The organism is Wolbachia endosymbiont (group A) of Therophilus tumidulus (assembly GCF_964277345.1).
Taxonomy (GTDB): Bacteria; Pseudomonadota; Alphaproteobacteria; order Rickettsiales; family Anaplasmataceae; genus Wolbachia; species Wolbachia pipientis.
Genome location: NZ_OZ195515.1, coordinates 510,678 through 522,948, shown reverse-complemented (window position 1 = coordinate 522,948; position 12,271 = coordinate 510,678). Strand labels below are relative to the sequence as shown.

The 12,271-nt window shown below is 34.3% G+C and carries 12 protein-coding genes, 1 tRNA gene and 2 pseudogenes; 9 read left to right on the top strand and 6 right to left on the bottom strand.

What is annotated here, in order from left to right:
* The first annotated feature begins 559 nt into the window (after positions 1-559).
* The gene (locus tag ACICQD_RS02810; RefSeq protein WP_065095203.1) at positions 560-1,924 is read left to right on the top strand and encodes an ankyrin repeat domain-containing protein; all 1,365 of its coding nucleotides are present in this window, start codon (positions 560-562) and stop codon (positions 1,922-1,924) included.
* 134 nt (positions 1,925-2,058) lie between these two features.
* Complete coding sequence (locus tag ACICQD_RS02805) at positions 2,059-3,546, top strand: type II secretion system protein GspD (protein ID WP_015588942.1); 1,488 nt, start codon at positions 2,059-2,061, stop codon at positions 3,544-3,546.
* 7 nt (positions 3,547-3,553) lie between these two features.
* Here the strand turns inward: ACICQD_RS02805 and ACICQD_RS02800 are convergent, their stop codons facing one another.
* Positions 3,554-4,492 carry a P44/Msp2 family outer membrane protein gene (locus ACICQD_RS02800; RefSeq protein WP_395461530.1) on the bottom strand — a complete coding sequence of 313 codons (939 nt, stop codon included), beginning with the start codon at positions 4,490-4,492 and terminating at the stop codon, positions 3,554-3,556.
* A gap of 66 nt (positions 4,493-4,558) precedes the next feature.
* Positions 4,559-5,785, bottom strand: a complete 1,227-nt coding sequence (gene mtaB / locus ACICQD_RS02795) for a tRNA (N(6)-L-threonylcarbamoyladenosine(37)-C(2))-methylthiotransferase MtaB (protein WP_353282201.1) — start codon at positions 5,783-5,785, stop codon at positions 4,559-4,561.
* Between the two features lie 389 nt (positions 5,786-6,174).
* Here mtaB and gatA point away from each other — a divergent pair, with 389 nt between their 5' ends.
* On the top strand, positions 6,175-7,644 hold the full coding sequence (gatA, locus tag ACICQD_RS02790; protein ID WP_010962643.1) for an Asp-tRNA(Asn)/Glu-tRNA(Gln) amidotransferase subunit GatA: 1,470 nt from the start codon (positions 6,175-6,177) through the stop codon (positions 7,642-7,644).
* 180 nt (positions 7,645-7,824) lie between these two features.
* On the opposite strand, the gene ACICQD_RS02785 is transcribed toward gatA, so the two are convergent.
* Complete coding sequence (locus tag ACICQD_RS02785) at positions 7,825-8,418, bottom strand: hypothetical protein (RefSeq protein ID WP_244226866.1); 594 nt, start codon at positions 8,416-8,418, stop codon at positions 7,825-7,827.
* An 85-nt stretch (positions 8,419-8,503) separates the two neighbouring features.
* Between ACICQD_RS02785 and ACICQD_RS02780 the strand changes: the two genes are divergently transcribed.
* The 4 genes and pseudogenes from ACICQD_RS02780 to ACICQD_RS02765 all read left to right on the top strand — a co-directional run bounded on the left by ACICQD_RS02780 (position 8,504) and on the right by ACICQD_RS02765 (position 9,579).
* Positions 8,504-8,767 (top strand): transposase, encoded by a 264-nt coding sequence (locus ACICQD_RS02780; RefSeq protein ID WP_251371797.1) that lies wholly within the window; start codon positions 8,504-8,506, stop codon positions 8,765-8,767.
* A 51-nt stretch (positions 8,768-8,818) separates the two neighbouring features.
* Positions 8,819-9,073: pseudogene (locus ACICQD_RS02775) on the top strand (IS3 family transposase); the annotation flags it as partial.
* Between the two features lie 76 nt (positions 9,074-9,149).
* Positions 9,150-9,425 (top strand): DDE-type integrase/transposase/recombinase, encoded by a 276-nt coding sequence (locus ACICQD_RS02770; RefSeq protein WP_213862870.1) that lies wholly within the window; start codon positions 9,150-9,152, stop codon positions 9,423-9,425.
* Positions 9,415-9,579: an IS3 family transposase gene (locus ACICQD_RS02765; protein ID WP_264329637.1), complete on the top strand. Its 165-nt coding sequence runs from the start codon at positions 9,415-9,417 to the stop codon at positions 9,577-9,579. Before ACICQD_RS02770 ends, ACICQD_RS02765 begins: the two co-directional genes overlap by 11 nt.
* An 89-nt stretch (positions 9,580-9,668) precedes the next feature.
* Here the strand turns inward: ACICQD_RS02765 and ACICQD_RS02760 are convergent.
* The 3 genes and pseudogenes from ACICQD_RS02760 to ACICQD_RS02750 all read right to left on the bottom strand — a co-directional run.
* A pseudogene (locus tag ACICQD_RS02760) lies at positions 9,669-10,047 on the bottom strand (IS4 family transposase); the annotation flags it as partial.
* A 221-nt stretch (positions 10,048-10,268) separates the two neighbouring features.
* Positions 10,269-11,132 (bottom strand): gamma-glutamyl-gamma-aminobutyrate hydrolase family protein, encoded by an 864-nt coding sequence (locus ACICQD_RS02755; RefSeq protein WP_341820272.1) that lies wholly within the window; start codon positions 11,130-11,132, stop codon positions 10,269-10,271.
* A gap of 218 nt (positions 11,133-11,350) precedes the next feature.
* Positions 11,351-11,423: transfer RNA gene (locus tag ACICQD_RS02750), tRNA-Phe, on the bottom strand.
* 79 nt (positions 11,424-11,502) lie between these two features.
* On the opposite strand from ACICQD_RS02750, the gene coaD reads away from it, so the two are divergent.
* Positions 11,503-12,009: a pantetheine-phosphate adenylyltransferase gene (gene coaD, locus ACICQD_RS02745; RefSeq protein WP_006279325.1), complete on the top strand. Its 507-nt coding sequence runs from the start codon at positions 11,503-11,505 to the stop codon at positions 12,007-12,009.
* Positions 12,010-12,077: 68 nt separating this feature from the next.
* Positions 12,078-12,269 carry a zinc-finger domain-containing protein gene (locus ACICQD_RS02740; RefSeq protein ID WP_006279326.1) on the top strand — a complete coding sequence of 64 codons (192 nt, stop codon included), beginning with the start codon at positions 12,078-12,080 and terminating at the stop codon, positions 12,267-12,269.
* Positions 12,270-12,271 lie beyond the last annotated feature (2 nt).

The following is a 12,271-nucleotide window of genomic DNA, read 5'->3' as shown; positions in this document are numbered from 1 at the left end:
GCTAACAAGTAGCAGAATGACAGCAATCCTACGTCATACCGTCACGGTATCTCTAGATCCCGCTAACAAGTAGCGGGATACTTGACCTTTACAGGGGTGACAGTTGTCGTTTAGCTATAAATGTTAAGAAATTTACCAAATAAAAAAAAAGGCAAAGAAACCCTAGGGTAGCTAGTATTCAAATTCTCCCTTGTCTATTTGACGTCTTTTACTTTCTTAAACACTTTATAAGCGCGTTTCGGCTTGTATAGGTAGAAACCTAAAAGTTTTATAAAGACATGAGGTGCACATAGTGCAAAAAATTAAGCATGATTTACGCCAAATACATTAAGTTTTTTGTCATTAATCCACTGCAGAGATTGCGAAGATAAATAAATAGCTTCAGTTTCATGATAAGAGGGCTGGCGGAGTTTGTCAAGTAAGTTTTTCGTTTCATCCAATGTGCTGCCAAAAGTTTGTTATGCAAGAATGCACTAGCCATTTCTCACAGATTCATTTAAACTTAATCAAGTAGGAGTATTATTAACGCGAAAAGAGTTTAATTAGAGATTTAAGTGATATGGCGCGTGAGGAAGATATAAACCAATTAGTAGAAAATGGATTTGATATTAACTCAAAAGATGCAAGTGGAATCACTCTCTTGCATAAGTTCACAAAAGAAGGAGATTTAGTTGGAGTAAAGTCATTACTAGAGCACGAAGCTGATTTCAATGTCGTAGACAACGAAAATAGAAACCCTCTGCATTACGCCATTATGCATGGACACAAGAAAGTTGCTAAACTTTTTGTTAACCAACTGACAATTAATTCCAAGGATAAAAATGGATTCACTCCACTGCACCTTGCTGCACTACAAGATGACACGGAATTAATAGATTTTTTGATAACAAAAGGCGCAAAAATTAATGAAAAAGATGCCAAAGAGGGCTATACTCCTCTTCATATAGCTTCACTATACGGTTCTAAAAAAAGCGTCCAAATTTTAATTGATAGCGGAGCAAATCTCGAATGTGAAGATAACAATTTTCGTACTCCTTTGTTTTTAACCATTTATCAATGCACCGCACATTATGACAGCAGAGCAGAAATTATAGAATATCTGATAAAGAAAGGTGCAAATATAGAAGCCAAAGATGCAGAAAATAACACTACGCTTTTCCTAGCAGCGTATAACAACAAAATGCAAATAGTAAAACTTATTGCAAAAAAACAGCAAGCAAGTAACGATAAAATTAAACTTAAAGAGTTTTTTTGCACAAAAAACAACCATGGTTTTGATGCGTTAGATTGCGCTATTGAGCATAATAATAGAAAAATGGTAACATTTCTTGTTTCAAAGGGAATAGAAGCAAACGATCAAGATTTTAATGGTAACGCTAGGCTGCATAAAGCTAGCCATAATGGTAACACTAAAACAGTTAAGCTCTTATTGAAGCTTAAGGTAAACGTTAATGCTGTTACTAAATGTAACAGAACTCCCTTGCTACTCGCAGTTAAAAAAGGCCATACACAAATTGTGAAAATGTTATTGGAAGTTAGAGCCAATATGAACATTTGTGAGCAACAAGGTTTTGCACCTCTACATCTTGCTGTTCAAAAGGATTATTTTGATATAGCTCAGTTGTTAACAGAAAAAGGTGCAGACCTTAACATTAAGTGCAATAACGGTCATACCGCAATAGATATGTTCATTAGCAAGGCTCATAGCAAAAAAAACATCGAAGAAAATTACAAAAAATTTTGTAGATTTTTGATGCTTTACCTGAAAGAGCTACATAGTAAACACAAAGCCTGTTGTATACTTTCAACCCTAGCTCTAAGCTTAACAATTATAGGCTTACCATTTATTTTCAAGCCTATTATTAAATACAGAGAAAGAAGTAAAATATATAAAAAAATTAGGGCTATGCTGGTCTACATTTAAGTACAAGAAGAGTATACAAAAAATACATAGCCAAAGCTAATACACGACAATTATCTGCTCGATGAAAATGAGATTAAATACATTTTTAATATTTTTATAGAAATCTATTAGTATAGATTTTGTATGCTGTTCTAATGGCTATTTTTAAATGCTTAATACTCCTCTTCATTATTTCTTGCACACATCTACCTACCAAGCAATATCCTATTAACATAGACAATTATAAGCACGATTATCCGTTGCAACAATATAACACCTCTTTGGAGATTAATGAACCGGCAATACCAGAAATTATGCCTTTACCAATAGAGTTTCCCGATCTCACAATCAGTAATCAGCTTATTTCTATTAATGTTAGTGAAGAAGTATCAGTAAAGGATTTGCTGATTGAGATAGGAAAACTTTCTGACGTTAACTTGGATATGGACCCAAAAATATCAGGTAATATTATTTTAAAGCTAAAAGATAAGGATATAAACGAAGTAATTCAGAGTATAGCAAATAGCGCCAAACTGCGTTACTCAACAAGTAATGGTGTAATTAGAATTGAGCAGGACTTGCCATACGCACAAAATTATTACGTAGACTTCATCAATATTCAACATTCTGCTCAAAGCAGTTTCGTCATTAATAACAATATTACTAACAGTGATGGAAGTAACGTTGATAGGGACTATAACAATGTTATGAAGTCTCAATACAGTAGTGACTTATGGAATTCATTAGAAAAAGGCTTGAATGCAATAATGGATGTTAACGGGGTGGATGATGGCGAATTCCTTTCATCCAACAGAGAAGCTGGTGTTATTATTTTGAATGCTAGAAAAGATATCCACAAAGCTGTTGAAGAATATATTAATAAGGTTAAGAAGTTAGCGTCTTCTCAAGTAATGATAGAGGCAAAAATAGTTGAAGTTGTGCTAGATGACAAATACCTTTCTGGTATGAACTTAAATGACTTACAAGATGGAACTAAGTCTATAATAAATCAAGATAACTCCATTATTAACCTAGCAATGAACTTTGGTGCAAATGATCTAGGAGATTTAGTAAAAAATTTAGACAAATTTGGCACTTCAACTGTAATTTCAAGCCCCAGAGTACATGCTATAAATAATCAGCAAGCGATGATTTCATTTACTAAAAACCATATTTATTTTACCTCCGATATACAAAAAGATACTAGAAACTCTAATCAGACCTTAATTACCAAGATGAATAGCGTCCCAATAGGTGTTGTGCTAATAATCCACCCAAGCATTAACATTGATACTAGTGAAATATTCATGGATATACATCCAACTTTATCAAGAATTAACGGCTACACTAAAGATCCAGATATAGAGTACGTCGCACAGCAGAGTAAAATGAAATTAAATAGCGACATTCCAATTGTTGAAATCAGAGAAATGAACTCTATGTTAAAAATTAAGAGCGGTGAAATTATGGTAATCGGCGGGCTTATAGAACATAGAGAAGATAAGCAAAGCTTATTGCATCAGAAATCAAAAAGGCTAGCGAATAATATTAGAACAGTAGAAACTGTCATTTTTTTAAAAGCAACAATCGTACCAACATTTGGTTTGTTAGATAGAAAAGATAAGAATTTATATATATATTAAATTATCACTAAAAATTAAATATCAAACCAACTTCAATATTGTGAGTAGATATGTCATCTGCAACAGGTATCGGAACGCTAAAGTAACGATAGCCGAGAAAGGTTTTGATTTCTGGGATTATTGAATAATCAACACCAAGTTTTATTTGATAAGCAAACCAAGGAACATTCAGTGGCATTGAATTTTGGGGTGACCCATTAATCTTTTTTAATCTAAAAACTGTTGGTCCTATACCAAGACCGATGTACGGAGCAAATTGTGTATCCTGAACGCTGGGATTATAATAGAAGTTTAACAAAAACGCAAATATACTTGCTGATTTATCAAATACCGGAGGAGAATTACTATCTTCAATATTGGCTATAGAATACGCGGCTTCAAAATCAATTTTACCATTTTCTCCAGCATAGTAACCTAAAGACATGCTGCTAAACCACTGGAAATCAATTTTACCATCAAATTGCTGTATACTTTTAATTTCATCTGCCACTATATTTTTTATTATAAAACCATAATGACTTTCAACTAAAGTTAGGACTCTTTTTCCTATTTCTTGTATACCCTTTACAAATGTTTCTGAATTATCATGGTATACCTTACCACCGTTAGCGCTAACATAAAAATCAAGTTTTTTTGATTTTTCTTTTGTAGGCTCAGCTTGATCTGCAATACGTGACCACATATTTTTCTGATCAGCTACTTGGAGAATAGAAGGTTGTTCAATAGGACTATTTTCAGGTTCTTGATATTTTAAATCCTCTGTTAGTACTTCTTTTTCATTAACCTCTTTAGAATGCATTACATCTTCATTATTGTCCGTTTCTAGTTTTAAGAGTTGTGTTCCAATAACTTGTTCAACGTGTACATAATTACCGATATAAGTAATAAAAAAATAGACACATGAAATTAAAATCAAAAATAAAGTAATAGATCTTTTAGTTATCACAAATGAACCCATAATTATCATTTATAGTATAACCATCATATCATATATTTCTTTAATGTACAAAAATTAAGAAAGAGTATTTCCAATTAAATAATTATTCTCTACGCCTGTAACATTAACTTTCACAATACTTTTAGCTTGCGCTCTTGATTCAAGCTTTATTAATGCAAAATTTTCTGCTCTACCGATATGATTTTGCTCAACCAGAACACTTTGTTCAGTGCCTATCAAAGATTGATAAAAGCTACTCATCATTTCTCTATTCATTTCTCTTAAATTTTTTACTCGTTCTTTACGCACATTCTCTGGTACTTGTGGCATTCGTGCAGCAGGTGTATTTTTCCGCTCTGAATATGGAAAAGCATGTAGGTAAACTATATTTGTTTTTTTCAGTAAATCAACTGTATCCTGAAACATTTCATCAGTTTCTGTTGGAAATCCAGCAATAATATCAGCGCCAAATGCTATATTAGGCCTCAAGCTCTTCATTTTATGACAAAATTCTATCACTTGTTCTCTGTTGTGACGACGCTTCATTCTCTTTAGTATTAAATTATTACCAGATTGTAGACTCAAATGTAAATGAGGCATAAGTCTTGACTCATTAGCTATTAAATCCATTAATTCGTCGTCAACTTCAGCAACATCGATAGAGGAAAGTCTTAGCCTCTTCAACTCTGGTATATCCTTTAAAACTCTCCTAATCATTGAACCAAGTGATGGCTTACCCAACAAATCTGTACCAAAGTCAGTAATATCAACCCCTGTAAACACTACTTCTTGATATCCATTTTCTACAAAGATCCTGATTTGCTCTATAATACTGTTTATTGGCACAGATCGATTATTCCCTCTTGCCTCAGTAATTGAACAAAATGTGCAGCTATGATTACAACCATTTTGAATTTCAATAAATGCCCTTGACTTATCTTCAAATCCATTAATTAGAACAGGTTCTACTTGGTTATCACTGACCAAGATTTTATCGTCATTTAGTAAGTAATTTTCAGCTTTTAGCTTATCTTGATTACCGAGCACTTTACTTACACCAGGAATGCTACTGTAAACTTCTGGATCCAACTGAACAGCACAACCAACTACGATAATTTCTTTATTTGGATCATTTTTGTAAATCTTACGTATCTTTTGCTTTACCTGACGTTCTGCTTCGTTTGTCACTGCACAGCTATGCACCACAACAACATTTTCTCTCTTTGCTTTTTTTAATGCTTCTTTGATTAACTCGCTCTCGTAAAAATTTAGACGACAACCAAATGTTATCACTTCATTCATGTTAGTATTTTTTGCTTTAATAGACCTAAATTATATCAAATATCCAAGCAAAGTCTCTTGCATGACTATTTTTTTGTAAATAAATGCTATGCAAGCAGCAGACACTGGGATCTCAACGATTTTCACTCAGACACAGTATCACTCCTTTGCTTATTATAGTCTTTTGACCTTTTTAAGATACAATCCGGATTGGATACTGAGTTGGTGAGTATAAAAGTATAGCTTCTACGTCATACCGCTGTGGTATCTCTTAGCCGCTAACAAGTAGCGGGATGACGATTGTCGGTGAATCTAAGTTACCTTAGCTACATTTCTAGCTGTAACTATAAATGTATGGATTTTTTATCGTGCCATGTTATAATTAACGTCTTGCTAAAAATTAAATATTGATGAATGAACTAAGAAAGTTAAGTATTACACAAATGCATGACGGGCTCAAAAAAAAGAGTTTTTCTGCCGTTGAACTCGTAGAGGCGCACATCAGTGCGGTTGAAAATGAGAAATTAAATGCATTTATAACAAAAACCCCAGAGATAGCAATGAAAGCTGCTAAAGCTGCAGATGAACATTTCTCTAGGCAAAAGGATGATTTAATCTCGCCGCTCATGGGTGTACCAGTTGGCATCAAAGATCTATTCTGTACAAAAGGAATAAAAACAACAGCATGCTCAAAAATGCTGGAAAATTTCGTTCCGACTTACGAATCTACGGTGTCTGACTTGCTTTTAAAAAGTGGAGCAGCCATGCTCGGTAAGCTTAATATGGATGAATTTGCTATGGGTTCTGCGAACACAAATAGCTATTTTGGCCCTGTTGAAAATGTGTGGATTAGAAAAAGCGATGGGGAAAAAGTTGTTCCTGGTGGATCATCTGGTGGATCTGCAGCATCGGTGGCTGGATTTTTATGCGCTGGAGCACTAGGGAGTGACACCGGTGGATCTGTGCGCCAACCAGCAGCTTATTGTGGAGTGGTTGGAATAAAGCCAACTTATGGAAGATGCTCGCGTTTTGGTATGATTGCATTTGCGAGTTCTCTAGATCAAGCAGGAGTCATTACTCGTTCTGTCTCTGATTCAGCATTAATGCTGGAAGCAATCTGTGGCTATGATACAAAAGATTCAATATCAAGCGAAAAGCCAGTGCCTAAATTTTCTAGCTTTATAAATGGTGATGTCAAGGGTAAGCGTATTGGTATACCAAAAGAATATAGGATGGATGGAATTTCAGAGGAAATAGTCCATAATTGGGAGAAAGTTGCTTCCTATTTAAAAGAAAATGGCGCTGAAGTTGTTGACGTTACTCTGCCACATACTAAATATGCAATACCAGTCTATTATTTAATTTGTTCTGCTGAAACTTCATCCAATCTTGCTCGTTATGACGGTGTGCGTTATGGGTTCAGGGTTGATGCTGATACCCTTGAAGAAATGTATTCACTAACAAGAGCAGAAGGTTTCGGTAAAGAGGTGAAAAGAAGAATTTTAATTGGCGCTTATGCGCTTTCCTCAGGTCATTACAATGAATATTACGAAAAAGCACAGTGTATCAGGGCATTAATCAGAAATGATTTTATAAAAGCGTTTGAAAAAATAGATTACATACTTGTGCCATCTGCTCCAACAGAAGCTTTTGGCTTAAATGAAAAGCCAGATCCGCTAATTATGTGCATCAATGATGTGTTTACTGTGCCGGCAAGTCTGGCAGGATTGCCTGCTATTTCTGTTCCTGTTGGGCTCTCCAATGAGGGTTTACCACTTGCCTTGCAAGTGATTGGAAATTATTATGATGAAGCTGGAATATTAAATGTGGCAAGTGTGATAGAGCAAAATTGCGGCAGAATAATTAGACCTCTTGCATAATCTATTTTTTGATAGTAATTTTTGCATTAAAATTTGCTTACGCTCCTCAACGTACTCTATGGTTCCATTTTTAGATGAATAGCAAAAACAGGGTATATTAATCTGTTTACAAAATTTTCGTGTAACAGTTCACACTTAATTAAACAGACTGAATTCTGTAATTTTGGGATGTTGAAAAATTTACCTCACGTTGTCATTCCAGCGCATAACGCTGAAATCCAGATTTATAGAAACGAAAAAACTTGCTTGACACATTTTGCCAACCCCCTTATTATGATGTGTAGTACAATGATACAAATTAAGAATTCCCCCATCCTGTGCTGGTTCTTCGATCTGAAATCCTACTTCTACCTGATCACAACCAATGTTAATTTGTCCTATTAATGCTTTAATAATGCCGCGCTTAGTTTGCCAATCTAGCTGTTCCAGGTTCGATTTTACACTAGAATAAAAATTCTTTATGCTATTTATAATAAGACTTATTCCTTTTTCTACTGCCTTCTGATCAACTACCTTTTTTTTCTCTTCTTCTATCCCTTGTAAGCGTTCTTTCATTTTTCTCATTGTCTGTTTAAATTCTTCCTCGCTTATATATCCTTTCTCTCCTGCATTTTCTTGACTATAATAATCTTCCATTAATTTTTCGATACCTTCTTTTATTTGATTTTCTCTTCTTGCAAACTTTTTCTCTGATGATTCATCATTTTTATTTTCTAATACTCTACGTTGGTATTCCTTTTTTATCATCTCTGGGTTTTTTAGTACATCTTTCACCTTTTCCCATACTGACCTTACCCAGAAAAAGTGGAGAGAAAGAAAGGAGTTTTTTCGGGTAAAATAAAATTTTGGAGGATTAGAAATGGCAAGAGAATACACGGCAGAATTCAAATTGGAAGCTGTTAAGCTGGCAAATGAACAAAGAAAGGTAGGTCAACCAGTTGCAAAAGTAGCAAGAGATCTAGGAATAAGGGATAGTGTATTAGGAAAATGGATGAAGAAATATAACGAAAAAAAGTCAGCGGCAAATGCATTTCCAGGTAGAGGTAACATGGCTCCTTACGACAAAGAGAGGTTTGATTTACAAAGAGAGTTAGCAAGAGTAACAAGGGAAAGAGACATTTAAAAAAAAGCCCTGGCCAGTCAAAAAGAGTAAAATATTTTTTTATAAAAGAGCATAGTAACTGCTATAAAGTACAGGAATTATGTAGGATTTTCTGCTAGTGGCTACTATAAGTGGACCACAAGAAAAATAAGCAGTAGAGAATCAGCAAATAAAGAGCTACTCGCAGCTATTCAAAAAATATATCAAGTTTCTAAATGTAGATATGGAGCTCCTAAAATTCATGCTGAATTGAAGGCTTTGGGTAAAAGTTGCAACTTAAAAACAGTGCAAAGTATTATGCAGAAAAATGGTATTCAGGCTATATTGAGAAGAAAATTTAAAATTAAGAAACAACAAACGGACAGTAGAGTCGTAGCTCCCAATATATTAGACCAAAACTTTATTGTCGATCAACCAAATAAAGTATGGGATTACTTATATAAAAACCAAAGAAGGATGGCTATATTTGGCAACAATAATCGATCTATATTCACGCATGGTAGTTGGCTGGTCAATGAGCAGTTCAATAAATAAACAATTGGTTATGGACTCTTTATTAATGGCCGTTAACAAGCGTAAACCTGCCAAAAATCTACTATTACATAGTGATCAAGGTTCACAATATACTTCGCAAGGTTATCAATATCTCTTATCCATAAAAAACATAGATGAGTTATAAAGGTTGTTGTTACGACAATTCTGTTGTGGAAAGCTTCTTTAGCTCATTGAAAAGAGAAATACTTATTGATACTTCACAACACTCTGCTCAACAAACTAGAACTGCAATATTTGAATACATAGAAATTTTTTATAACAAACAACGTCACTATTAACTATTGCATTCCTGAGCATTTTGATTCATCATTCTCTTTGTGAAAAACATTCCAAACTTTCTCTCCACTTTTTCTGGGTAAGGTCAGTTTCCATTTGGTTCAAACTCGGATACAATTTCCCCAGAGCTGGGTAATCTCATACCAGAACCATCTGCTGCAATAAGTCTATAGCCTCTCCAACTCAGGTTCATCCTGATAGGCTGTTTGGATGCTTAAATTCTTGAAAGCCTGTATGGCAAATCTTATACCTTGCTTTAGAAAAAGCTTGCTTTGAGGGTACATGTCAATCGCTCCATAAGTTCACATTCTATTCCCAAACTTTTTTTAACTAACTTTAAAATCATAGAAAATACTGTCGAAAAAGGAAGTTTTCTTGTTCGTGTAAAACTCAACACAATGGATTTTCTGAAAAGTTTTCGAGTATATTGCATTTTTAATTTGTAAGATAAGATCTTTTCCTTTTTGCATGCCTCACCTAAAAAAGACACATTTTAAACTTTTTTGTTGCAATAAAATAGAAACAAAAGTGCTGTCCCTTGCACTCTTTGGATAATTTAATGATAAAAAATTTGGAGAGAAATTTTATACACTATCGCTGATATTTTTCCTTAAGTTGACGCCATTGCCTGAACGGATACATGACAAATCTATCGTTTATCAAATCGTCGGTAAGCCTAAAGCTATAGCCATTAAGCACGATAAAGAAAATCATTCATAATCGCTATAGCAACTAGTGTAGACACTTGACGTTCCTTGTGATTTGATAAATAGAGGTTTTTATCTGACTTCACAACAAGGGCTTCTGGATGACTTTGAAAGTGAACATTACCATGCTTATCTTCAATAGCCTCTATTACCCCCTCACTGGAAAATGCTGCAACTTTATATCCAAGTGACTCCAATTTTCTTCTATTTTCTGGTGTATTACTTACTGCTCCTGAATGAGCATCTGGAAAATATGTTGAAAACCAGCCATTTTCATTAGGTATTAGGAATTTGGCTACTACTTCTGCTAAACGACTATTTGGAACGATCTTTATCTGCTGGAGAGGTACATCCTCTTTCTGTGGATTAGGTGCTGATTTTAAATGAGATCTTCGTTTCTCTTCATCACTCACAACACTCACTACTTCAATTCCCTTTGCATTCATTATGCCTTCACATATGCCAAGTAAATGAATTGCAGGGTTATCATCCACTATTTTTACAATTGCTTCAGTAACAAGCTGGCGACAAGGAGTGGGTGCTGAGTGTAAATTATCCGGAATAAATATTCTATTTATTTTGTGCTCTTTAACAAACTTTGCAACTTCAACTTTTATTCGGTCTAATGTTAGCTTCTTTGCCAATGTTTCATCTTGTTTTGCAAAGATAAGCGACTTTTCTTGGATTTCTTTTAAGTTAATTATTTTATTGTAGTCAATGAGTACGGTTTTAACTCCAAAGTTATTAAACATCTCGTAGATATTTTGAGATAGCCCAAGCTCATGTGCTTCTTCCGTTTTCAACAAACCAACAACTATGTCATTATTTACTGTATTTTCTGCCGTCAAGACAGTTGACGCTGGTTCTTCTTTTCTGGTTACATGTTGAGATGCCGGTTTTTCACTAACGCCAGCATAAGTAATATTGCTTAATAATAGAACTATAATTAATAAGATATTAAATAGTTTATTATAATATTTATATACTATGACTTGCCTCCCTAATATTTATATTACGATATAGAGTATTTTATAACAAAAAGGCAAGTTTGCCAAGAAAGAGAAGGTGGCCTGAGCAGGAATCGAACCAGCGACACAAGGATTTTCAGTCCTTTGCTCTACCAACTGAGCTATCAGGCCAACTGTATACTTTTATTTTTAGATAAAAAATGTTATTATGTCTATCAAAAGTTTTTAAAGTAGTTTATAAAAATAAAGGATGAACATTAATGACAAAATAGGAATCTACCCTGGCACATTTGACCCTATAACTTTTGGGCATCTTGACATAATCAAAAGAGCGTGTAAACTAGTCGATAAATTAATAATAGGAGTTGCAGAAAACGTTAATAAGCATACTGCCTTTGACACAAAGCTACGCACAAGCATGGCTGAAAATGAAATCAAAGGGCTAGGAATTGATGCAGATGTTATATCTTTTAATGGGTTGCTAGTGAAGTTTGCCAAAGAGCAGAATGCTTCTGTTATTATTAGGGGATTAAGAGCAGTATCGGATTTTGATTACGAGTTTCAAATGAGCTGGGTAAATTATAAACTTCTTCCTGAAATCGAAACCATATTTCTTCCTGCTTCTGAAGATACTCAATTTATCTCATCAAGCTTTGTAAAGGAAATAGCAAGATTAGGAGAAGATGTTAGCAAATTTGTATCAAAAGGTGTTCAAAACGAATTGATTAACCTGAATAGGATAAAAAATGGAGAATAGTGCTTGTTGTTTTTTATTTCTGAATGGGTATATTCAATATATAAAATGTTATAAGCTAAAGGAGCAGCATGTCAAAAGTGAGGGTTAATAATAGAAAAGTTTGTTGTCATGGTGATGAGAATGATGAGGGTTCCGGCCATCCATTAATATATTTAGATATGGGAGAAGAAGAGGAAATAGCCTGCCCTTATTGTGAAAAGACGTTTGTCCATGACTGCACTGTAGAAGCGGTTGGGGAGCTGACTAGGGATGAGCTCTAATG

Bases quoted from the DNA above. Each gene is read 5' to 3' on its own strand.
- ACICQD_RS02805 (WP_015588942.1), top strand. From the start codon at position 2,059: ATGGCTATTTTTAAATGCTTAATACTCCTCTTCATTATTTCTTGCACA.
- ACICQD_RS02780 (WP_251371797.1), top strand. From the start codon at position 8,504: ATGGCAAGAGAATACACGGCAGAATTCAAATTGGAAGCTGTTAAGCTG.
- ACICQD_RS02810 (WP_065095203.1), top strand. From the start codon at position 560: ATGGCGCGTGAGGAAGATATAAACCAATTAGTAGAAAATGGATTTGAT.
- coaD (WP_006279325.1), top strand. From the start codon at position 11,503: ATGAACATTAATGACAAAATAGGAATCTACCCTGGCACATTTGACCCT.
- ACICQD_RS02740 (WP_006279326.1), top strand. From the start codon at position 12,078: ATGTCAAAAGTGAGGGTTAATAATAGAAAAGTTTGTTGTCATGGTGAT.
- ACICQD_RS02765 (WP_264329637.1), top strand. From the start codon at position 9,415: ATGAGTTATAAAGGTTGTTGTTACGACAATTCTGTTGTGGAAAGCTTC.
- gatA (WP_010962643.1), top strand. From the start codon at position 6,175: ATGAATGAACTAAGAAAGTTAAGTATTACACAAATGCATGACGGGCTC.
- mtaB (WP_353282201.1), bottom strand. From the start codon at position 5,785: ATGAATGAAGTGATAACATTTGGTTGTCGTCTAAATTTTTACGAGAGC.